This window comes from Nonomuraea aridisoli, assembly GCF_003236395.1.
In the GTDB taxonomy this organism is placed as follows: Bacteria; Actinomycetota; Actinomycetes; order Streptosporangiales; family Streptosporangiaceae; genus Nonomuraea; species Nonomuraea aridisoli.
Genome location: NZ_POUD01000054.1, coordinates 19318 through 40927 on the forward strand (window position 1 = coordinate 19318; position 21610 = coordinate 40927).

Consider the following 21610-nt stretch of genomic DNA (forward strand, 5'->3'; position numbering starts at 1 on the left):
ATCGTGCGCCGGCCACTCCTGTCCCGCCGGTCACCGGGTGATCCGGCGGGTTAGGTTCGAAGCATGCCTTCCTCTGGTACGGGCCCCGGGCCCATCACCCCCGACGGTTCCCCGGTCGACTTCTACAGCCTGCTGCGCGCCGGCGACGAGCCCGGCATCGTGGCGCAGGTGACCCCGCCGCGCGGCACGATCCTGGAGCTGGGCGCGGGTGTCGGCCGTGTCACCCACCCGCTCGTCGAGCTCGGCTTCGACGTGGTGGCCGTGGACGAGTCCCCCGAGATGCTCGCCCGCGTGCGCGGCGCCCGCACCGTCCTGAGCCGGGTGGAGGACCTGCGGCTGGAGCGCCGCTTCGACACCGTCATGCTGGCCTCCCAGCTAGTGAACACCGTGCACGATCCGACGCGCCGCGCCCTGCTGGCGACGTGCGCGCGGCACGTCAAGCCCGCCGGCTGCGTGCTCGTCCAGTGGATGCCGGCCGAGGCGCACGACCGGTGGCACGTGGGCATGGGCCGCACGGACGGCGGCGTCTCGATCGCGATGGCGGCCGTCGAGGAGGTCTCGCCGGGCGTCTTCCAGGCGACCATGCGCTACACGTACCAGGACGACAAGGGCGACGAGCGGGTCTGGACCCAGTCGTTCTCCTCCAGGCGGCTCACCGACGACGAGCTCGCCGCCGAACTGGAGGCCGCGGGCCTGCGGCTGGAGCGCTTCCTCACCGAGGACCGCACCTGGGTGGCCGCCTCCTTTACACCGTAGATCTGCGGTTTTTGCGAAAATACTGGAAAATACTGGGACTGTTGGTACGCTCGCCGCCATGGGTGACCGGCTGGACGAGCTGGAGCGGCGTATCGACGGGCTGCGAGCCGCCGTGCGCAGGGCGATGCGGGCGCGCGACGGCGCCACCGCCCGCGGCCTGCGCGCCGAGCTGCGCAGCGCCGAGCGCGCCTGGGACGCGCTCGTCAGCGGCGAGCAGCCGCCGGCGAAGCAGGAGCCGCCGCGCATGGTCACCGTGCGCGAGCAGGTGCACCAGGGGCTGCGGCTGCTCGGCGCGGCCGCCCAGCCGCGGCTGGTCGTGGCGGTCAGCGACGCGTTCTTCGGCGGCACGCTGCGCAGCGACCGGCTCACCAGCCTGCGCAGGGACGAGGAGCGCTCGTTCCGGTCCTCGCCGTTCGGGCGGCCGTACTACCTGTGCGCCGCCCTGACCGACCGGCTGTCGGCCGCGCGCGGCCTGCTCACGCTCAGCACCTGGCCGCTGGAGCGGCGCGTGGTCGGCCCGCTCAGTCCCCGCGTCGACTTCCTCACCTGCGCCATCGCGGTGGCCGGGCGACGGAGCGACGACGAGCGGGCGGTGCGGTTACTCATCCGGATGGCGCGGAACATCCCCGGCGCCACCGACGGCGGCCTGGGCCCGCCCGACCCCGAGCGAGTCATCGCCGCGGCCAGGGCCGAGCTGCGCGTGCACGCCGAGCGAGACACGCGCGACCGCGCCGAGCTGGCACGACGCGCCGCCGCGCAGCTCGATGACGCGGCCCGCCTGTTCGGCGCCGCTACGCTGAGCACGATCACGAAGGAGAAGGCGAAGTGACCGGCTTGATGCGCGAAGGCGACCCGGTGCGCCGGCTCGAGGTGCTGCGGGGCACGACGCCGCCGCGGCCGCACGACGCCCGCGCGATCGCGGCGCTGGCCGCCAACCCGGGCTGCGCCCGCCGGGCCCTCATGGACGGCGCCGGCATCGACAAGGACGCCGCCGCCCGCCACCTGGGCTTCCCCGCGCCGTTCGGGCAGTCGCCGTTCGCGATCACGCGCGGCAACGCGTTCGAGGCGCTGGTCAAGGCCGACGGGTGCGCGGAACTGCTGCGCATGCTGCGCGAGGTGCTCGGGCTGCCGATCGCGGAGGTGGCCTACCACGACGTCGAGAACGTCGGCGCCCACCTGCGCCACGCGCACACCAGGGCGCTGATCGACCGCGCCGCCCGCGACGGCCAGGACGCCGGCACGCTCTACGACCATCCGCTGCTCAGCCTGGGCATCGCCGGTCACACCGCCTACCTGGAGCCCGACGTGGTGGCCTTCCAGCTGGGCGGACGCTTCCACATCGTGGAGATCAAGTCGTTCGCGGTGATCGACGGGCAGGCCGACCCGTCGGCGGTGGCGGGGGCGGCGCGGCAGGCGGCGGTCTACGTGCTGGCGCTGCGCGCGATGCTGGAGGAGCTGGGGCACGACCCGCTGATGGTCTCGCACGACGTGGTGCTGGTCTGCCCGGAGAACTTCGCCAACCGCCCGGTCGCGACGCTGGTCGACGTCCGCAGGCAGCTGGCCGTGCTGCGCCGCCAGCTCGCCCGGATGACCACGCTCGACCGGCTGCTCGACGGGCTGCCCGACGACCTGACGTTCGACCTGCGGCCCGGCGAGGACGGCCGGCCCACCCGTCCGGTGGCCGAGCTGTCCGACGCGCTGCGCCGCACGACCGCCCGCTACGCGCCCGACTGCCTGTCGACGTGCGACCTGTGCTTCTTCTGCCGCGACGAGGCCCGCCAGGAGGGCGCCTCCGACCTGCTGGGCCGCCAGGTCCGCGACGAGCTGGGCGGGGTCGCCTCGGTGGACGAGGCGCTGGGCCTCGCCGACGGCACGCGCGACCCCGCGGAGGGGCAGGAGGAGATCGCCCGCCTGCTCCGCAACGCCGAGCGCCTGCGCAGGGAGTGCCTGACGTGAGGAGAACGGCATGAGCCTGCTCACCTCGCTGGCCCGGCTGCGCGCCCTCGACGAGAAGATCGCGCAGCCCGTCGCGACCGTGCGGCACTGCCATCTGGCGGAGCGGCCGATGGTGTTCATCCCGCTCAAGCTGTCCGGTGAGGCCGCCGCGCCGCTGGCCGCGATGCTCGGCACCGACCGCGGCGATCCGCGCCTGCTCGTGGTGCCCCAGCCACGCAACCGCGACCTGCGCTTCGCCTGGGCCGCCGAGCTGGCCGGGGTGCTGCTGCCGTACGTCGAGGGGTTCCTCGGCGCCACCGAGACGGTCGAGCGCAGGAACGCCGACCCCTACGAGCGCACGGTCGACGCGCCGCAGATCATCGTGCCGAACCAGGGCGGTGTGGCGTTCGCCCGGCTGCTGGGCCGTTCGACGCGGTTCCGGCGGCCGGACGGGCCCTATCCGGTGCCGGAGTCGGTGCCGCTGCTGGGGCGGTGGCTGACGTACTTCGCCGAGCGGGCGGCGTACCCGGGGTCGTCGCTGATGCTGGCGGCGACCGACGAGTTGGGCCGCCACTGGGCCAGCGGGCAGAGCTCGCTGGAGGACGCCAACCTGGCGGCGCTGATGTCCTGGATCACCACGGGGCCGAACGACGAGGCGGAGGACCCGCTCGTCTGGCCGCCCGCCGGGCCCGCGACCGATCCTGGGTTCGACGCGGAGGTGCTCGCGCCGGCGATCGACGCCGGGTCGCCCGAGCGCGTCGCCGAGGCGCTGCGCACCCAGCTGGAGCCCACCTGGCGGCTGATGTGGCAGGCGATCGACCTGCTGGCCGGGCTGCCGGAGGGGGCGAGCGTGGCGCAGCGGTGGGAGCAGGACCGCGGCTCGTTCAGCGGCATGGCGGCGCACATCGCCGAGGGCGCGCCGCCGCAGGCCCGCCGCGACGGCGCGGTGGCCGCCGCGGCCAAGCTGGCCCGCATGGAACGCGCCCAGGCCGCCTACGACGTGCAGCGCGCCTACGACGACCCGCTGGTGATGGCCGAGTACCGGCTGTCCGGGGAGGCGTTCGCGGGCGAGGTGATCGAGACGGTCCCTGACAACGTCGAGGGCGAGGGCCGCTCCCGCAAGCTCCGCCCGCTCGTGGTGATCAAAACCGACGATCCGGTACGCCTGGCGCCCGGCACCTCGCTCGGCACCCCGCAGCGCCGCGCGCAGGGCGCGGCGCTGGTGTCCGCGGACGACGGCCTGGTCACCGTCAAGATCACCAAGGGGATGGGCCGGGGCAGGACGGCCGCGCCCGGGGCCGTGCCGGAGATCGGCGAGCGGGTCTGCTACACCTCGCTGACCGACGACTTCCAGGGCTCCCCCGCCCTGCCCGAGGCCGAGGCCACCCCGTGGACGCACGGCGGGCCGCCGCAGGAGTACACCCCCGTCGACGAGGACGCGCAGGAGGAGTGGTCGTGACCGACAGTCCGGAGCAGGTCATCAGGAACGTCCTCGCGGACCTGCCCCGGCATCGCGGCGTGGTGGTCGACTCCCCGCCCGGCGCGGGCAAGTCCACCCTCGTCGTCCGCGCGGCCGCCCACATCGCGGCCACCGGCGAGCCCCTGATGATCGTGGCCCAGACGAACGAGCAGGTCGACGACCTGGTGGCGCGGATCTGCGACAAACACCCCCACCTGACCGTCGGCCGCCTGTCGGCCGGTGGGTACGTGCCGCCGCTGCGGATGCTGGAGCTGCCCGGCGTCCGCGTCGGCACGCGCATCCAGGACCTCGGCGATCCCGACATCGTCATCGCCACGGCGGACAAATGGGCGTGGATCGGCGAGCGGGTGTGGCCGTGGGCGATCGTGGACGAGGCGTACCAGATGCGCTCGGACAAGCTGTTGCGGATCGCGGGGCTGTTCGAGCGGGCGCTGTTCGTGGGCGATCCGGGGCAGCTGGATCCGTTCTCGATCGTCGACGGCGACCGGTGGTCGGGGCTGTCGTGGGACCCGTTGCAGAGTGCGGTGTCGGTGCTGCTGCGGCACAATCCCGATCTGCCGGTGCACCGGCTGCCGGTGTCGTGGCGGCTGCCGGCGTCGGCGGCGCCGGTGGTGTCGCAGGCGTTCTACCCGTTCACCGGGTTCCGGTCGGGCACCGGCCCCGGTGACCGGTGGCTGGAGCTGACGACCGGCGGCATGGGCACCGTGCACGACCGGGCCCTGGAGGAGGCGGCCAGGTCGGGGTGGGCGCTGCTGGAGCTGCCGAACCGGCACACCGTGCGCACCGACGGCGAGGCCGTGCAGGCGGTCGCGCTGCTCGCCGAGCGGCTGCTGCAACGCGGCGCGGTGGCGGGCTCCGAGCAGGGTGAGCGGCCGGTCACGGCCGAGCGCATCGCGGTCGGCGCGGCGCACCGCGACCAGGTGGCCGCCATCCGGGCCGCCGGTCTGCCGCCGGAGATCACCGTCGACACCGCCAACCGGCTGCAGGGCCGCGAGTACGACGTGACGATCGTGCTGCACCCGCTGTCCGGCCGCCGCGACGCCACCGCGTTCCACCTGGAGTCGGGACGGCTGTGCGTGCTGGCCTCGCGGCACCGGCACGCGTGCGTGGTGGTGGCCAGGGCGGGCATCGCCGAGCTGCTGGACGCCCACCCGTCGGCGGAGCCGGTGCAGCTCGGCGTGCCGGTGAAGTTCCCCGACGGGTGGGAGGCCAACCAGGCGGTCCTGGAGCACCTCGCCCGGCACCGCGTCTAACCTCCGCCGCCGCCAGGGGCCAGGAGCAGCGGTCTCAGAGGCGGCGGCGCTTCCGGGGGCGGAGCCTGGAGCGGCGGTCTCAGAGGCGGCGGCGCCAGATGTCGATGACCATCACCGGGCGCATCCCCGCCGACTCGTACAGGTCCAGCGCGGGCGTGGTGTTGCCCGCGTCGACGTGCAGGATCGTCCCCTTGCGCCCGCGCGAGGCGTCGGCGGCGAAGGCGTGCCGCAGCAGGAGGCGCCCGAGGCCCCTCCCCCGGAACTCCGGCAGCACGGCCAGCGTGGCCACGTACCCGCACCCCTCGTCGGAGAGGAACTGGTCGTTCCCGATGAGCAGCCCGGCGGGCCGCCCGTCGAGGCGGGCGAGGGTGAGCTGGCTCCAGTCGGTCGCGCTGGACGCCTGCCGGTGCTCGTACCACTGCTCGTAGCCGACCGGCACGAACCCGAAGTGCTCGGCGAACCCCTCCTGATGCACGCGGTGGGCCTCGCGCCGCACCTCCTCGCTCTCGCCCGAGTGCAGCGTGAGCCCGGCCGGCACGGCGGGCGGCTCGACGGGGCCGTGGTGGTCGATGCGCATGCGGTGGTAGCTGGTGGCGGGCTCGAAGCCGAGCTCCTTGACGCGCGCCTGCTTGGCCTCGTCGGCCCGGTAGACGCCGATGTCCAGGGTGACGGCGTCGTGGCCGCGTTCCTCGCCCAGCTCGGCCGCGCGGGCCAGCACGGCCCGCCACAGCTCCTCGGCCAGGCCGGGCACGCCGGGCCGGACGATGACCTCCACGTCCACCTGGTCGCTGTCGCCCTTGCGGAACGCCCACGCCCAGCCGTCCAGCCGGCCGCCGGGGCCGTGGGCGAGCCAGCCGTCCTTGTCGCGGTCGAACCCCGGCTCGGCGAGTTCGTCGGCGATGTCCTCCAGCGTGGAGTCGGGGGCGCCGATGACGGCGGTGTCGTACGTCGCGACGAGCTCGTGAATGGCCGCGGCGTCGTCGGGGCGCGGCCGGCTGATGCGATGCATGCTCGGATTGTCCAGAAAAGCCCGCGCCATTACCTCTGGTTTTCCGGGGCCGGGCCGCCACGCGGTCGTTTACCTGCCGACCGGTAAGCATAGAATGGCATGAGTCGCTAACCGGTCTAAACGAACAGGTGCACAGTGCGGGAAGACACGCGAACCCGGATCCAGCAGATCGCACTGAGGCTCTTCACCGAACAGGGATATGAGGCGACCTCGCTCCGGGAGATCGCCGAGGAGCTCGGCGTGACGAAGGCCGCGCTCTACTACCACTTCAGGACCAAGGACGACATCGTGGCCAGCCTGGTGGAGCTGCGCCTCGCCGAGGTGCAGGAGCTGCTCGACTGGGCGCGGGGCCGGCCGAAGACGCCCGAGATGCGCCGGGAGCTGCTCGACCGCTACGCCCGCGACCTCACCGAGTCGCGCCATCCGCAGGTGCTCGGCTTCCTGGAGCGCAACCAGACCGCGCTGCGCGACCACCCGACGGTCGCCCGGATGCGTGAGACCGTCCTCGCGCTCACCGCGGAGATGAACGAGCCGGGCGCCACGCCGACCGAGCGCATCAGCCGCTCGCTGGCGTTGTTCGCGCTGCACGCGGGCAAGTGGATGACCGCGATGGACGACCTCAGCGAGGACGAGATCGGCAAGGCGTCGATGGAGGTCGCCACCCGCCTGCTGGAGCCGTGACGGTCAGTGACGGCGGGCCTCGTCTCCACGGCGGAGCCTTTCTCACACTGGGCCTTTTGACACCGGGCCTTGACCCGACGATTGGGGCCCGCGATCGCGGGCAGAAGGCTGACACGCATCCGAGAAGCAAGGAGGCACAGTGGAGGCTACGATAGCGCTCCGCCTGCCCAGGGATGCGGCGAGCGTCCCGATGATCAGGCAGATGCTGGACGGCACGTTGCGGTCGCTCGGCGTCGAGCCGCAGATCCGCGACGACATCGAGCTCATGCTCACCGAGGCGTGCTCCAACGTGATCAAGCACGCCGCCCCCAGCGACGACTACACCGTCAGCGCGTCGGTGCACGACCACCTGTGCGTGATCAAGGTGGTCGACACGGGCAACGGCTTCGACCCCCGTAAGGTCCTCGAGGCCGAGGAGAACAACGAGCACGGGCGCGGCCTGCAGATCATGCGGGCTCTCGCCGACGACATCCGGTTCACCAACAGACGCGAGCACGGCGCCGTGGTCTGCTTGGAGAAGCACCTGCGCTACGCGCCGGGTGCGGCAGGCCGGCACCTCATGGCGACCTAGGCCCCGCCCCCAAGGGGCCCAGGTCGCCCCCTAACCTGCACCGGCGCGGCGGGCCGTGCCGAAGCGGCGTTGGTAGGCGGCGGGGCTGATCGACAACTTCCTCGCGAAGACCCGTCGCATGCTCTCGTAACTGGGGAAGCCTGCGAGGGTCGCGGCCTGCGTCGCGGTGTGACCTTGGTCGAGCAGTGCCCTGGCCAGGTCGAAGCGGAGGTTCTCCACGTAGCGGGCCGGTGTCGTGGACAGCTCGTCGCGGAAGATCCGGGTGAGCTGCCGGGTGCTGACGTTGAGGTGCTTCGCGAGTTCGCCGAGCGAGTGGTCCCCACCGGGGTCCGCCGTCACCAGGTCGATGATCTTACGCAGCGCCGGCGAGCGGGGCGGCGGCCCTTGCAGCGGCGCCGAGAACTGCGACTGGCCGCCCGCACGCTGCATGTACACCACCAACGCGCGGGCGACGTCGCGTGCCAGGTGGGGCCCGTGGTCCTCTTCGACGAGAGCGAGCGCCAGGTCGATGCCGGCCGTCACCCCCGCCGACGTGTACGTGCCGCCATCGCGAACGTAGATCGCGTCGGGCTCGACGCGGCACGTCGGGCACCGGGCGGCGAGCTCGTGCGCGACCTGCCAGTGCGTGGTCGCGCGCTTGCCGCCGAGCAGGCCCGCGGCGGCGAGGACGAAAGCCCCGGTGCAGATCGACGCCACCCGGCCGGCCGCGGCCGCCGGGATCCGCGCGGCCTCCGCCAGGTCGCCGGGGACACGGGAGCCCGGGAAGAGGTCGGACCCGGCGACCAGGAACGTGCCGGACGCCGGCTCCGCGGAGACGGCGCCGTCGGCCGCGATGCGGACCCCGAGGCTCGACGTGACGTCCGCGCCGGTCGGCGACAGCAGCACGATCCGGTAGTCGGCGCCGAACCGGTTCGCCTCCTTGAACACCTCCGCGGGACCGGCGACGTCCAGCAACGTCACGCCGTCGTAGACGAGGATCGCGACGCGATGCGGGGCGGCGTTCGCCACTCCCCCCGGAGCCGGACCCGGAGGCGGCCGTCGGGTCGCAGACGCGGGAGGCATGGACACCGTTCATTGGTAGCACACGGTCACCGGGGCCCCTCGGCGGCGGGTGGCGCACACGGCCGCCGTCCGGATTCAGGTGATTCCTGGCCGGACGTGGGCGGCGCCGCACGCCGGCCCGTCGGCAGCATGGACGTCGGACACAGCCGACTCGCCTCCCGGAGGGTCAGAGGTCATGCCAGAGGTCATCGCGGGGTTGGAGGTTCCCGAGACGCCGGCGGTCGCCGAAGCGACCACGCTCGTCCAGGAGACGACCAGCCCGCTCATCTACCACCACTTCCGGCGGGTCTTCTTCTTCGGCCTGATGCACGCTCGCAAGCTCGGCGTGGAACCGGACCCGGAGCTGCTCTACGTGGCGGCCATGTTCCACGACACCGGCCTCCTGACCCCCTTCTCCGACGTCGCGCAGCGCTTCGAGGTGGACGGCGCCGATCACGCGCGCGCGTTCCTCCTCGACCGGGGTTTCTCGACCTGGAGCCCGATCAGCTGGGCGAGATCCTCGCCGCCCACCCGCGCGGGGACTTTAAGAACGAGTTCCTGCGAGCGTACGTCGACGGGCTCAAGCACCGCCCCGAGACCACGAACGGCACCGTGAACTCCGACGTGCTCGAGCACCTCGTCCCCGGCTTCCAGCGCACGACGACGGTCGAGCGCATCGTCGGCTCGCCCTGGCCGAGCTGACCGGACAGTGCACGGGGCGCGCCCGGCAGGCCTCACCCATGTCGACGGACGTTCCTGAAAGGATTCGAGCATGCGAGCGATCACCGTACGAGACCGTGAGGCGGGAGTCGGCGGCCTCACCCTGACCGACATGCCCTACCCCCACGCCGCGGAGAACGACGTCATCGTGCGCGTGCACGCCGCGGGCTTCACACCCGGAGAGCTCGACTGGCCGGCCACGTGGGCCGATCGTGCCGGCCGCGACCGGACGCCCAGCATCCCGGGGCACGAGCTGTCCGGCGTCGTGGCCGAGCTCGGCTACGGAACCACCGGCCTCACCGTGGGCCAGCGGGTGTTCGGGCTGACCGACTGGGCCCGCGACGGCTCCCTGGCCGAGTACACCGCGGTGGAGGCGCGCAACCTCGCCCCCCTCGCGGCCGGCATCGACCACACCGTGGCCGCCGCGCTGCCCATCTCCGGGCTGACCGCGTGGCAGGGACTGTTCGACCACGGCCGGCTCACCACCGGCCAGACCGTCCTCGTCCACGGCGCCGCGGGCGGCGTCGGCTCGATCGCCGTCCAGCTCGCGCGCGAGGTGGGCGCCCGCGTGATCGGCACCGGCCGGGCCGGTGACCGTGATGTCGTGCTCGGCCTCGGCGCGCAGTCCTTCCTCGATCTGGACTCCGACGATCTGCGGCACGTCGGCGAGGTGGACGTGGTGTTGGACGTCATCGGCGGCGACGTCCTCGAACGATCGGCCGAGCTGGTACGCCCGGGCGGCACCCTGGTCACCATCGCCATGCCGCCCACGGTGCAGCCCAAGGGCGGGCGAGCCGTCTTCTTCGTCGTCGAACCCGACCGCGCCCGGCTGGCCGACCTCGCCGAGCGCGTGCGGGCCGGACGGCTCAACCCCATCGTCGGCGCCGTGCGACCGCTTTCCGAAGCACCCTCCGTGTTCGCCCGCCACCGCCGCACGCCCGGAAAGACGATCATCCAGGTCGCGGAGGAGCAAGGGGCGCAGCACTCCTGATCAACGCCTGCTAGGCGTGGGTGCGACGGTCCGCCGGCGAGTGCAGCCGGGAGGGGCGAGGACCGCTCCCGTCGCGCCCGTGGCCTCCCGGTCGTGCTCCCCCGAGCCGCAGCCGGCGGCGTACGGCGGGCACGCCTCCGCTCAGCTCCGCGCGCAGCCGGCCGGGCACCGTCTCCCCGCTCAGCTTCAGCGGCAGCCGCGGTTCGCGTCCGGCCCGCCCCTGGGGGAACCGCCGCCTCAGCCCGCGCCAGCGGACCATCGTGGCCGCCATCGCGAGCAGCGCCGTCATCGTGACGGCCGAGATGAGCAGCACGGCGAGCACCACGAGGAGGGCGACGACCATCAAGGAGGCGATCAAGCCGAGCACTGTCAACATTGGGCGGAAAATGCCCGAGGATCAGCGCTTCATGCCACTAAATGGGGATATATCGCCCTTACTTCGGCATGCCAGGTGACTGGTCGTACCGGCCCGGCAGCAGGTCGAGCCGGCGTAGTATCACGCCCTCGCGCAGCGCCCACGGGCACACGTCGAGCCGGTCGACCTCGAACAGGTCCATCACGGCGTCGGCGACCAGGGCGCCCGCCGCGAGCTGCATCGCCCGGCCCTCCGACACGCCGGGCAGCAGGGCGCGTTCGGCGGAGCCCATGGTGGTGAGCTTGACCGCCCAGTCGGCCATGTCCTGGCGGAAGAGCGAGCGCGAGACGTAGGGGCCCTCGCTGGACGGCGCCGCCCCGGCGATCCTGGCCAGTTGCTTGAACGTCTTGGAGGTGGCGACGGCCCGGTCGGGCTCGCCGAAGCGGACGATGTCGCCGACCGTGCGGGCGATCTCGGTGCGGACGTGCCGGCGCAGCTTGCGCACCTCGTCGGCCGACGGCGGGTCGCCGGTGAACCAGTCGCGGGTCAGCCGCCCGGCGCCGAGCGGCAGCGACACGGCCACGTCGGGCTCCTCGTCGACGCCCGCGGCGATCTCGAGGGAGCCGCCGCCGATGTCGAAGGCCAGCATCCGGCCCGAGGACCAGCCGAACCACCGCCGCACGGCCAGGAACGTCAGCCTGGCCTCGTCGTGGCCGGACAGCACCTGGATGTGCACGCCGCAGCGCGCGTCGATCTCGGCCAGCACGTCCTCGCCGTTCGCGGCCTCGCGCACGGCGGAGGTGGCGAAGGCCACGAGGTCTTCGACACCTTTGTCCTCGGCGAGCCCGACGGCCTCCTGGACGAAGTCGCCCAGGCGCTCGATGCCCTGCTTGCCGAGCCGATTGTCCTTGCCGAGGTGCTCGGTCAGACGCAGGTCGACCTTGTGCGAGTAGGCCGGGATCGGCCGGGCACCGCGGTGGGCGTCCACAACCAGTAAGTGAACGGTGTTCGAACCGATGTCCAGCACGCCTAGTCGCATGGGAAAACGCTACCGGTCTGCGGCTTCACCGCGAAACGCAGGTGGAAGTGGTCGAGGGTGCCGGGCAGCTCGCCCCGGAGCTCGGCGGACGTGCTGATCTCGCGCTCGCGCAGGATCGCCTCCAGCAACGTGGTCGCGGTGAACAGGACGAGCTCCTCCCCCGCGCAGCGGGCGAACCCGGCGCTGAACGGCACTCCCGCCCAGGCGCCGCCGCCCTCCAGCCAGAGCTCGGGCCGGTAGGAGGAGCCGGGCTCGGCGCGGTTCACGTACGGGCTGTAGATGACCACCAGTGTGCCTTCCGGCACGTCCCACGTGGTAGGTCCGGCGACCTCGCGCAGGATGGCGATCGTGGTGGGCCACAGCCGCAGCGACTCCAGCACGGCGGCCCGCAGCAGGTCGTGGCGGAGCGGCACCGGGTGTTCGGCCAGGAGGGCGAGCGCCCGGTAGACGGCCATGGCGACGGCGTCGAAGGCGAACAGCCAGTGCGGCACCTGCCCGTCGGCGTGCACGTCGGCCCCCACGTGGCCCGCGGCGCGGGCGGCGGCCAGCGCCCCCGCGAGGCTCCCGGGCTCGGCCCGCGCCAGGTGGCCGCCCAGCCGGCGCAGGAAGTCGGTGCGCACGTCGGTGCGCCGGCCGCGCAGGGACGACCAGTTGGCGTCGCGGCGCAGCCGGTGGAGCTGCCGGACGAGCGTGACGTCGTTGCGGGCGGCGTCGCCGAGCACGATGCGGCGCACGATCCGCCAGTGGGCGGCGTGGAAGACCCGCCAGGTCAGCATGCCCTCGCGGGGCAGCGTGGCGGCCTCCTCCTCGACGACGCGGGCGAAGGCGCCGGTGAAGGCGCTCAGGTCGGCGGACAGCACCTCGTCGTTCAGCGACCGCCGCCGCTCGCGCAGCCCGTGGTCGGGGGTGATGAGCACGCCGTCGGGCTGGAAGTGGGCGAGCGCGCCGCGTTTCTCCCGGGTGGCGGGGGTGAACGCGCGGTCCTCCAGCACGGCCAGCACGTCGTCGGAGGCCAGTGGCAGCACGGCCTGGCCGCGCCCGGGGACCGGCACCAGCAGGGGCGCGTCCCCGCGCTCGGCGCGCAGCCGGCGCAGCAATCGGACCGCGCGGCCGTCGGCGTCGGCGAGCGCCGCCAGGCGCACCATCCTGGGCCTGCGCACGACGACCCCCTGCGCCAGCGCTGGCAGCGCCAGCGCGGTGGCCACGGCCAGCGCCTGGGCGGGCGTGACCGGGGACGGCCGTGTGATCGTGGGCATGCCCCAGGCACTACCCTTCCATGGTGTCATGACACGTTTGGGGGATCTTTGAGCGCTTGCTGTGGCCCGAGCAGAGACGCCGCCCCGGGACAGGCCCCGGCGGTGGTGGAGACTCCCGTGCGGCGGACGGCGCCGCGCGGCATGGTACGCATCCCGGGCGGAACGTTCCTGATGGGCGGTGACGACCCCGACGGGCGTCCCGAGGACGGTGAGGGCCCGGTCCGCGAGGTCCGCCTGGATCCGTTCCTGATCGACCCGGTGTGCGTGACGAACGCGCAGTTCGCGACGTTCGTCAAGGAGACCGGGTACGTGACCGAGGCCGAGCGGTTCGGCTGGTCGTTCGTGTTCCGGCAGTTCGCCACGCGCGGCGTGATGGACGCCACCGTGCCGGACGCGCCCTGGTGGGTGGGCGTCGAGGGCGCCTCGTGGCGCTCGCCGGAGGGCCCCGGCTCCTCGATCGGCGACCGGCAGAACCACCCGGTCGTCCACGTGTCGTGGAACGACGCCGACGCGTACGCGCAGTGGGCCGGCAAGCGGCTCCCCACCGAGGCGGAGTGGGAGATGGCCGCCAGGGGCGGCCTGGAGCGCAAGCGTTACCCGTGGGGCGACGAGCTCGCGCCGAACGGCCGGCAGCGGTGCAACATCTGGCAGGGCCACTTCCCGACCGCGCCCAGCAAGGGCACGGTGCCGGTGAAGTCGTTCCAGCCGAACGGCTACGGGCTCTACAACGTCTCCGGCAACGTCTGGGAGTGGACCTCCGACTGGTGGGGCACGACGTGGGAGCCGTACGCCGAGAACCCGGCGGGGCCGGCGGAGGGGCCGGCGAAGGTGATCCGCGGCGGGTCGTACATGTGCCACGACTCGTACTGCAACCGCTACCGCGTCGCGGCGCGCACGATGAACACGCCGGACTCCTCGACCGGGCACACCGGCTTCCGTTGTGCGGCCATACTCTGATCGCATGTCACGAACCCTGCGACTGCTGATCACCGGCGGCGGCACCGGTGGTCACACCTATCCGGCCCTGACCACGCTGGCCGCCGTCCAGCGGCGTCAGGTGCCGCACGACGTGCTGTGGGTCGGCACGGCCGGCGGCCTGGAGGCGCGGATCACGGCCGAGCACGGCATCCCGTTCAAGGCGATCACCACGGGCAAGCTGCGCCGCCGCCCCAACCTCCGTGAGCTCGGCACCAACATCGCCGACGTCTTCCGCATCCCGGTCGGGGTGTTCCAGGCGATCGGGCACGCGGCCCGTTTCCTGCCCGACGTGGTCTTGTCGACCGGGGGGTACGTGGCCGTGCCGATCGGGGTGGCGGCCAAGCTGATCCGCCGCCCACTGGTGATGCACGAGCAGACGACGGTGGTCGGCCTCGCCAACCGGATCCTGTCGCGGCTGGCGACCCGGATCGCGCTGTCGCACGAGTCGTCGCTCGACCACCTGCCCGCCTCGGCGCGGGCCAGGGCGGTGGTGACGGGCAACCCGATCAGGCCGGAGCTGCTGCAGGGCAACCGGGCGGCGGCCTACGACCTGTTCGGGCTGACGTTCGAGGTGCCGCTGATCTACGTGACGGGCGGCGCTCAGGGCAGCAAGCAGATCAACACACTGATCGCGGAGATCCTGCCGCGGCTGCTGGAGCACGCGCAGGTCGTCCACCAGTGCGGGCCCGCGTGGATCGAGCAGATGCGGGCCGTGGCGCTGCCGCCGGAGCTGGCCGACCGCTACCACCCGGTGCCGTACGTCGGGAGCGAGCTGGCCGACCTGTTCGCCGCGGCCGACGTGGTGATCTCGCGCAGCGGCGCCGGCACGGTCTCGGAGCTGACCGCGATCGGCCGGCCGTCGGTGCTGATCCCGCTGATCCCGACCGGCGGCGACGAGCAGCGCAAGAACGCCCGCTACCTGGCCGAGGCCGGGGCCGCGCGGGCGCTGCTGGAGCCGCACCCGACGGGTGAGATGTTGCTGGCCGAGCTCATGCCGCTGCTGGCCGACCCGGAGCTGCGGCACACGATGGGGCAGGCGGCGGGCAAGCTGGGCCGGGTGGACGCGGCCGACGCGCTCTGCGACCTGCTGCTGGAGACCGCGGGCTACGGGGCCCCCGGGTCGAGGTAGCCGAACGCCTCGCGGGCGGAGCTCACGCTCCGCCGCAGCGCACGTTCCAGCCGGTCGGCGTCCTGCGCGAGGCGGTCCAGCTCGGGCACGGCGGAGGCGTCGGCGCCCGTCTCGGCGACCAGCTCCTCGTAGCGGTGCAGCCGGCCGCGCAGCTCCTGGATCTGGTGGTGGGCCGTGTACGCGCGCTCGGCCTCGGCGACGTTGGCGGCGTACCGCTCCAGGGCCTCGACCCTGGCCAGCACGGCCGCCTCGCTGCTGTCGAGCGCCCGGGCCAGGGGCTCGGCCACGGCCTCCACCTCGGGAGTGAGCCCGCGTGAGACGGTCTCCCGGTGCTGGGCCCGCAGGTCCGACAGCTTGGCCAGCAGCCGGGCGATCTCCCACTCCTGGGCGGGCAGCATGACCGCGTTGCGCACGTCGTCGAGCAGACCGTCGGCGTTGACGCGGGCGGCGGTCACGGTGGAGATGGCGCGCTGGGCGCGGGCGAGCAGCCGCCGGGAGGACTCGTCGAGGTCCTCCAGCAGGACGTAGCGGCCCTCGTACCAGCGCAGGTGCTCGTAGGCCCGGCGGTCGTGCTCGTCCTGCTCGTCCTCGGGGGCGTCGTTGTGCACGAACACCACGATCATCAGGGGCAGGCCGAGCAGCAGGAGCAGCATGCCGACGCCACGGGTCAGGCCGCCGAGCCCCAGCAGCAGGCCGAACAGGACGACCGCGCCGAAGGCGACGACCGCGCGGTAGCGGGTGCCCGACAGCACCCGCCTCGGCTGGGGCGCCCAGCCACGGCGCATCTTGAGGAGCACCAGCCGGCTCTCCCTGAGCAGCTGGGCGTCGTCCGGCGGTACTCCGGGGTCTACCACGACATCCGCCACGAACCGGATCCTAAGCGAAGTCAGTCATGTAGATGGCGAAAAGCTTCGTGCGCTGAACTGACACTGTCGCGTAACGCCTGCTCAAGACGGCCGGCGTCGTCGGACAATCTGCTCAGCTCCGGCACGGCCGCGCCGTCGGCGCCGGACTCGGCGAGCAGCTCCTCGTAGCGCGGCAGCTTCGCGCTGAGGCGGGCGATCTGCTTCCCGGCGCGGTAGGCGCGCTCGGCGTCGGCCACGTGGCCGGCGTAGCGCTCCAGGGCCTCGACGCGGGCGAGCACCGCCTCCTGGCTGCTGTCGAGGGCGTGCGCGAGCGGCTCGGCCACGGCGGCCACCTCGGGGGTGACGCCCTCGGAGACGACCTCCTGGTGCTCTGTGCGCAGCTCCGACAGCTTGGCCAGCAGCCGGGCGATCTCCCACTCCTGGGCGGGCAGCATGACGGCGTTGCGGGCGTCGTCCAGCAGGCCGTCGGCGTGCACGCCGGAGCTCATGACCTCCTCGACGGCCGCCTGCGCGCGCGACATCAGGACCCTGGCGGGCTCGTCGAGCTGCTCGCGCAGGACGTAGCGGCCCTCGTAGCGGCGGGCGGTGTCGTACACGTCGGCCTCCAGGGCGTGGCGCCGCTCGACCTCGGCGTCGGGCCGGGGCCGCAGCAGCACGCCGACGACGAGCAGCGCGGCGAGCGTCATGATCACCGCGAAGGGCGTGTAGCGCTCGGCGAGGAAGAGCGCCAGCCCGTACACCGCGGCCGCCACGGCCGCCACGGTGGCCGCCAGCCGCGCGGTCACGTCCGCCACGGAATTGGAGCGCTTGTACGCGGGCGCCCACCCCGCGTGGATGCGCACGAGCAGTTTGCGGTTGTCGCGCAGCAGGGCCGCGGCGTCGTCGGGCACCGCCGGATCGACTACGAGTTTCGCCTGGCGTCCGGGCACGTCGGTCAGCCTTCGAGATAGCGGAACGCTTCATGGGCCGAGCGGACACTGCGCCGTAAGGTGCGCTCCAGCGTGTCGGCGTCCTCGGCCAGGCGGTCGATCTCGGGGACGGCCTGGGCGTCCGCGCCGGACTCGGCGAGCAGTTCCTCGTAGCGGGGCAGCTTGGCGCGCAGCTCCTCGATCTGGGTGCGGGCGTGGTAGGCGCGCTCGGCCTCGGCGACGTGGCCGGCGTAGCGCTCCAGGGCCTCGACGCGGGCGACCACGGCGGCCTCGCTCTCGGCCAGGGCCCGTTCCAGCGGCTCGATGACGGCGGCGACCTCGGGCGCGATGCCCCGGATGAGCAGGTCGCGGTGTTCCATGCGCAGCGCCGACAGCTTGGCCAGCAGCCGGGCGATCTCCCACTCCTGGGCGGGCAGCATGACGGCGTTACGGGCGTCGTCGAGCAGGCCCTCGGCGTTGACGTGGGAGCGCAGCACCGAGCCGATCGCGCGCTGCGCCCGGGCCAGCACCTTCCCGGCCTCCTGGTCGAACTCCTCCGGCAGCAGGAAGCGGCCGTCGTACCAGCGGGCCTGCTCGTAGACGGTGCGCTCGTGCGGGCGGTCGTCCTCGGGGATCTCGCTCATGGAGGCGATCTTGACCAGGACGACGAAGACGTACCCGCCGAGCAGGAGGAACCCGGCGGGGGCCAGCGGGGGACTCGCGAGCAGCACGGCCATGAGCGCGATCATGACCGGGGTGGCGGCCAGTAACATCGCGCCGGAGGGGCCGCGGCGGCGCGGCTCGGGCGCGGTGGAGGCAGGGGGCACCCATCCGGCTCTGATCCTCGACAGCAGCGGGGCGTTGGCACGCAGCAGTCCGGCAACCTCCGGCGGCACCGCCGGATCGATGACCACACCCACGTTCTGTCCTGGCACCCTGGCGCCCCCAACGCTCGTGATGTTCGGATATTACGTAACATTCCTCCTGAGTGTCAGCCTCCGCAAGGCCAGTCGGGGGAACCACCAGTTGCGCGCGCCGAGCACCTCCATGACGGCGGGCACCAGGACCAGGCGCACCACTGTGGCGTCCACCAGCACCGCGACGGCCAGCCCGACCCCCATGACGCGCAGCGCGCGGTCGTCGAAGGCGCCGAAAGCGGCGAAGACACAGAACATGATCGTGGCGGCGGCGGTGATGACCCTGGCGGTCTTGGCGAGGCCGGCGGCGACCGCGCGGGCGTTGTCGCCGTCCCGGAGGTACTCCTCCCTGATCCGCGACAGCAGGAACACCTCGTAGTCCATCGACAGGCCGAACGTGATCGTGAACAACATCATCGGCACCCACGCGTCGATCGGGCCCGGCGTGCCGAGGCCGAGCACGTCGAGCTGGAAGACGGCCACGATGACGCCGTATGCGGCGCCGATGGACAGCAGGTTCACCGCGATGGCCTTGACCGGCAGGACGAGGCTTCTGAAGACGGGGGTGAGCAGGGCGAACGCGGCCAGCAGGACCGCGCCGACCACCCAGGGCAGGCGTTCGGCGGAGTGGCGGGCGTAGTCGAGGGCGGCGGCGGTGGAGCCGGTGACGAGCACCCGTTCGGGCAGTTCGGCGCGCAGCCGGCGAATGAGCTCCTCCGTCCGCTCGTCCTGCGGGCCGGTGCCGGGGATGACGATCGCGGCCCTGTCCCCCACGGGGAACGCCCGCGCGACGCCGGGCACGCCACCCGCCAGCGCCACCGCCCTGTCGCGATACGCCCCCACCTCGCCACCCGGCGCCGTCGTCGCACGGCTGTCCCGGGCCGGGGCGACGGCCAGGACGAGCGGGCCCGCCATGCCGGGGCCGAACCCCTGGGCGAGCAGGTCGTACGCGCGGCGGGTGGTGTCGGTGACGGGGCGATCGCCCGGGTCGGACCAGCCGACCCGGAGCTGCGTCGCGGGCAGGGCGAGCGCGGTCAGCGCCACCAGCGCCGCCAGCGCGGCCGTCCACGGCCGTCGCTGGACCACCCGGCTCCATCGGTACGACAGCGGCGTGCGTTCGGCGCGGCGGGGCAGCGAGAATCGGTCGATCCTCGTACCGATCATCGCGAGCAGGGCGGGCAGCAGGGTGAGGGCGGCGAGCATCACCATGAGGACGCCGCACCCCGCGGCCAGGGCGATGCCGCCGCCGAGCGACGGGCCGAGGAACAGGATGCCGGACCCGGTGACGATCACGATCAGCCCGGCGAACAACACCGACCTGCCCGCCGTCCGCATGGCCTCCACCACGGCGTCCACCACGGCGTCCACCACGGCGTCCACCACGGCGTCCTCCACGGCGTCCTCCACGGGCGTGGCGGAAGGCGACTCGGCCAGGGCGGTGCGGAAGCGGGTGACGATGAGCAGGGCGTAGTCGATGCCCACGCCGAGGCCCAGCATGATCGTGAGGTAGACGCCGAAGCCGGGCGTGGGGACGAGGTGCCCGAGCACCGACAGCAGCGCGACGCCGCAGGCCATCCCGATCACGCCCACGACCAGCGGAATCACCGCCCCGATCAGCGAACGGAACGCCACCAGCAGCACCACCGCGGCGGTCAGCAGCCCGATGCCCTCGGTGAGGCCGCCGGGGGTGGAGTCGGCGAAGTCGTCGCCGGACAGCTCGGCGGTCACGCCGGCCGCGCGGAAGCCGTCGCGCAGCTCGCCGAGCTCCCTGGCCGCGGCCTCGTCCGGGTAGTCGAGGGGAACGGACACGATCGTCCCGTCCGCGGAGACGCGGCGGTCGCCGGTGAGCACGCGTACGCCCGGGACGGCGTCCATGCGGGTGAGCAGGCCGGTGACGGGCCCGCGTACCGCGGCGGAGTCGACCCCGGACGGGGCGGAGACGACGAGCGCGCCCGGCGGCTCGACGGGGGCGGCCCCGCCGAGCAGCTCGGCCGCCTGCCGGCTCTCGGAGCCGGGCAGGGCGAAGTCGTCGTCCGTCGGGCCCGGCCACGCGGCGGCGGCCGCGATGAGCGCCGCGGACAACGCCAGCCACACCACGGCCACGAGCCGGCGGTGACGGATGCAGAAACGAATCATGCGGCGACCGTAGGAACGCCGAGCGCTCCCGGTCGTCCGCCCGTCGCGGGCGAACGCCTACGCCGCCTGCCGTACGCGCCCGGGAAGGTCAGGCCGGGCCGCCGGGGCGGACGAGGCCTAGGCGATCACGACGAGCTGGGCGCGGTCGTGCACCGACAGCTTGGCCATCATGCGGTTGACGTGGGTCTTCACCGTGAGGGGGCTCATGAAGAGCTCCTCGCCGATCTGGGCGTTGGTGTGGCGGCGTCCGACGCGGGACAGCACCTCGCGTTCACGGCCGGTCAGCGCCGCCAGGCGGCGGTCGTCGGGGGCGCCGGGGCGGGCGGTGAACTCCTCGATCAGCCGCCGGGTGACGCCCGGCGAGAGGAGGGCGTCCCTGCGCGCGGCGACGCGCACGGCGTGCCGGATCTCGGCCGGCTCGGCGTCCTTGACGAGGAAGCCGCTGGCGCCGGAGCGCAGCGCCTCGTAGACGTACTCGTCGAGGTCGAAGGTGGTGACCACGACGACGCGCAGGCCGGCGGCGGTCAGGGCGCGGGTGGCGGCGAGGCCGTCGAGCTCCGGCATGCGGACGTCCATGAGGACGACGTCGGGGCGGAGCTCACCGGCCAGGCGCACGGCCTCGGCGCCGTCGGCGGCCTCGCCGACCACGGTGAGGTCGGGCTCGGTGTCGAGCAGCGCCCGCAGTCCGGCCCGTACGAGCGGCTGGTCGTCGGCGAGCAGGACCGTGATCACGCGGGCAGCCGGGCGGTGACGCGGAACCCGCTGAGGGGGCGTTCCCGGTGGTCAGCAGGCCGCCGACGGCGGCGACGCGCTCGGCCATGCCGGTCAGGCCGTGCCCGCGCGGGGCCCGGCTGCCGCGCCCGTCGTCGTCCACCCGCACGGTCACCACTCCCTCCTCGTACGTCAGCGTGACCGCCGCCGTGGTGGCGCCGGCGTGGCGCATGGTGTTGGTCAGAGCCTCCTGCACGACACGGTAGACGGTCAGGTCGGCGGCGGGCGGCAGGTCACGGCGGTCCCCCTGGACATCCAGGGTCACCGGGAGCCCGGCCGTCCGCAGGAGCGCGGGCAACCGCGTGATCCCGGGCAACGGGTCGCGCGGCTCCACCGCCCCGGCTCCGCCCTCGTCGTGAGGCCGCGCCGTGTCGCCCTCGCTTCCCGTGGAGGGCAGGGCGCGGTCGAGGGGCGGGCGCAGGACGCCGAGGACGGCCTTCATCTCCGCCAGTGCCTGCCTGCTGGAGGAACGGATCACCTGGAGGGCGGCGGCGGCCTCCGGCGGGCCGCCGGAGCGTTCGAGCGCCTCGGCCGCGACGGCGGCGTGCAGGGCGATCACGGACACCGTGTGGGAGGTGACGTCGTGCAGCTCCCTGGCGACCCGCAGCCGTTCCTCCTGTGCCCGGCGCAGCGCCTCCTCCTCGCGGGTGCGTTCGGCCTCGGCGGCTCGCCGTTCGACCTCCGCCGTGTACGCGCGTCTGGCCCGCGACACCTCCGCCGGCTGGGCGACTAGGAGCACGAGCAGCGCCCAGATGACCACGGCGATGGTGACGTCGGTCTCGGCGCGGGCGAGCGCCGCCTCCGGCCGCCTGCGCCAC

The 21610-nt window shown here is 73.5% G+C and carries 22 protein-coding genes; 11 read left to right on the forward strand and 11 right to left on the reverse strand.

Features of this window, described 5'->3' with window-relative positions:
- The first annotated feature begins 63 nt into the window (after nucleotides 1-63).
- From C1J01_RS15470 to C1J01_RS15490, 5 genes are read left to right on the forward strand one after another with little or no spacing between them, the layout of a single operon-like run.
- Complete coding sequence (locus C1J01_RS15470) at nucleotides 64-756, forward strand: class I SAM-dependent methyltransferase (RefSeq protein WP_111179663.1); 693 nt, start codon at nucleotides 64-66, stop codon at nucleotides 754-756.
- A 58-nt stretch (nucleotides 757-814) separates the two neighbouring features.
- Entirely contained in the window at nucleotides 815-1585 is a 771-nt protein-coding gene (locus C1J01_RS15475) for a hypothetical protein (RefSeq protein ID WP_111179664.1), read from the forward strand.
- Nucleotides 1582-2712 carry a hypothetical protein gene (locus C1J01_RS15480; protein ID WP_111179665.1) on the forward strand — a complete coding sequence of 377 codons (1131 nt, stop codon included), beginning with the start codon at nucleotides 1582-1584 and terminating at the stop codon, nucleotides 2710-2712. Before C1J01_RS15475 ends, C1J01_RS15480 begins: the two co-directional genes overlap by 4 nt.
- 10 nt (nucleotides 2713-2722) lie before the next feature.
- On the forward strand, nucleotides 2723-4150 hold the full coding sequence (locus C1J01_RS15485; protein ID WP_111179666.1) for a hypothetical protein: 1428 nt from the start codon (nucleotides 2723-2725) through the stop codon (nucleotides 4148-4150).
- Nucleotides 4147-5424, forward strand: a complete 1278-nt coding sequence (locus tag C1J01_RS15490; RefSeq protein ID WP_111179683.1) for an AAA family ATPase — start codon at nucleotides 4147-4149, stop codon at nucleotides 5422-5424. Before C1J01_RS15485 ends, C1J01_RS15490 begins: the two co-directional genes overlap by 4 nt.
- Before the next feature lie 79 nt (nucleotides 5425-5503).
- Here the strand turns inward: C1J01_RS15490 and C1J01_RS15495 are convergent, their stop codons facing one another.
- Entirely contained in the window at nucleotides 5504-6433 is a 930-nt protein-coding gene (locus C1J01_RS15495) for a GNAT family N-acetyltransferase (protein WP_111179667.1), read from the reverse strand.
- Nucleotides 6434-6568: 135 nt separating this feature from the next.
- Here C1J01_RS15495 and C1J01_RS15500 point away from each other — a divergent pair, with 135 nt between their 5' ends.
- Together C1J01_RS15500 and C1J01_RS15505 are read left to right on the forward strand one after the other, a co-directional pair.
- Nucleotides 6569-7114 (forward strand): TetR/AcrR family transcriptional regulator, encoded by a 546-nt coding sequence (locus C1J01_RS15500; RefSeq protein WP_111179668.1) that lies wholly within the window; start codon nucleotides 6569-6571, stop codon nucleotides 7112-7114.
- 139 nt (nucleotides 7115-7253) lie between these two features.
- Complete coding sequence (locus tag C1J01_RS15505; RefSeq protein ID WP_111179669.1) at nucleotides 7254-7685, forward strand: ATP-binding protein; 432 nt, start codon at nucleotides 7254-7256, stop codon at nucleotides 7683-7685.
- Between the two features lie 30 nt (nucleotides 7686-7715).
- On the opposite strand, the gene C1J01_RS15510 is transcribed toward C1J01_RS15505, so the two are convergent.
- Nucleotides 7716-8693: a GlxA family transcriptional regulator gene (locus C1J01_RS15510; RefSeq protein ID WP_111179670.1), complete on the reverse strand. Its 978-nt coding sequence runs from the start codon at nucleotides 8691-8693 to the stop codon at nucleotides 7716-7718.
- A gap of 229 nt (nucleotides 8694-8922) precedes the next feature.
- Between C1J01_RS15510 and C1J01_RS15515 the strand changes: the two genes are divergently transcribed.
- Both C1J01_RS15515 and C1J01_RS15520 read left to right on the forward strand, forming a co-directional pair.
- Nucleotides 8923-9342 carry an HD domain-containing protein gene (locus tag C1J01_RS15515; RefSeq protein ID WP_220039926.1) on the forward strand — a complete coding sequence of 140 codons (420 nt, stop codon included), beginning with the start codon at nucleotides 8923-8925 and terminating at the stop codon, nucleotides 9340-9342.
- Nucleotides 9343-9498: 156 nt separating this feature from the next.
- Nucleotides 9499-10437, forward strand: a complete 939-nt coding sequence (locus tag C1J01_RS15520) for an NADP-dependent oxidoreductase (RefSeq protein ID WP_111179671.1) — start codon at nucleotides 9499-9501, stop codon at nucleotides 10435-10437.
- Between the two features lie 10 nt (nucleotides 10438-10447).
- Here the strand turns inward: C1J01_RS15520 and C1J01_RS15525 are convergent, their stop codons facing one another.
- From C1J01_RS15525 to C1J01_RS15535, 3 genes are all read right to left on the reverse strand, one after another.
- Nucleotides 10448-10795, reverse strand: a complete 348-nt coding sequence (locus tag C1J01_RS15525; RefSeq protein WP_146615601.1) for a hypothetical protein — start codon at nucleotides 10793-10795, stop codon at nucleotides 10448-10450.
- A gap of 76 nt (nucleotides 10796-10871) precedes the next feature.
- On the reverse strand, nucleotides 10872-11831 hold the full coding sequence (locus tag C1J01_RS15530) for a Ppx/GppA family phosphatase (RefSeq protein WP_111179673.1): 960 nt from the start codon (nucleotides 11829-11831) through the stop codon (nucleotides 10872-10874).
- Nucleotides 11822-13087 (reverse strand): cytochrome P450, encoded by a 1266-nt coding sequence (locus C1J01_RS15535; RefSeq protein WP_111179674.1) that lies wholly within the window; start codon nucleotides 13085-13087, stop codon nucleotides 11822-11824. The genes C1J01_RS15530 and C1J01_RS15535 overlap by 10 nt, the downstream gene beginning before the upstream one ends.
- Nucleotides 13088-13228: 141 nt before the next feature.
- On the opposite strand from C1J01_RS15535, the gene C1J01_RS15540 reads away from it, so the two are divergent.
- Both C1J01_RS15540 and C1J01_RS15545 read left to right on the forward strand, forming a co-directional pair.
- Nucleotides 13229-14044, forward strand: a complete 816-nt coding sequence (locus C1J01_RS15540) for a formylglycine-generating enzyme family protein (RefSeq protein ID WP_111179684.1) — start codon at nucleotides 13229-13231, stop codon at nucleotides 14042-14044.
- A gap of 4 nt (nucleotides 14045-14048) precedes the next feature.
- Nucleotides 14049-15194, forward strand: a complete 1146-nt coding sequence (locus C1J01_RS15545; RefSeq protein WP_111179675.1) for a UDP-N-acetylglucosamine--N-acetylmuramyl-(pentapeptide) pyrophosphoryl-undecaprenol N-acetylglucosamine transferase — start codon at nucleotides 14049-14051, stop codon at nucleotides 15192-15194.
- Here C1J01_RS15545 and C1J01_RS15550 read toward each other — a convergent pair.
- The 6 genes from C1J01_RS15550 to C1J01_RS52120 all read right to left on the reverse strand — a co-directional run.
- Nucleotides 15170-16060, reverse strand: a complete 891-nt coding sequence (locus tag C1J01_RS15550; protein WP_111179676.1) for a hypothetical protein — start codon at nucleotides 16058-16060, stop codon at nucleotides 15170-15172. The genes C1J01_RS15545 and C1J01_RS15550 overlap by 25 nt on opposite strands.
- A gap of 20 nt (nucleotides 16061-16080) precedes the next feature.
- Complete coding sequence (locus C1J01_RS15555) at nucleotides 16081-16989, reverse strand: hypothetical protein (protein WP_111179677.1); 909 nt, start codon at nucleotides 16987-16989, stop codon at nucleotides 16081-16083.
- 5 nt (nucleotides 16990-16994) lie between these two features.
- Nucleotides 16995-17888: a hypothetical protein gene (locus C1J01_RS15560; protein WP_235854458.1), complete on the reverse strand. Its 894-nt coding sequence runs from the start codon at nucleotides 17886-17888 to the stop codon at nucleotides 16995-16997.
- 48 nt (nucleotides 17889-17936) lie between these two features.
- Nucleotides 17937-20021 carry an MMPL family transporter gene (locus tag C1J01_RS15565; protein WP_111179679.1) on the reverse strand — a complete coding sequence of 695 codons (2085 nt, stop codon included), beginning with the start codon at nucleotides 20019-20021 and terminating at the stop codon, nucleotides 17937-17939.
- Between the two features lie 117 nt (nucleotides 20022-20138).
- A complete protein-coding gene (locus tag C1J01_RS15570) occupies nucleotides 20139-20705 on the reverse strand; it encodes a response regulator (protein WP_235854459.1) in 567 nt (188 codons plus the stop codon).
- The coding region (locus tag C1J01_RS52120; RefSeq protein ID WP_111179681.1) for a sensor histidine kinase at nucleotides 20620-21610 on the reverse strand (991 nt) is incomplete at its 5' end. The genes C1J01_RS52120 and C1J01_RS15570, both read right to left, overlap by 86 nt.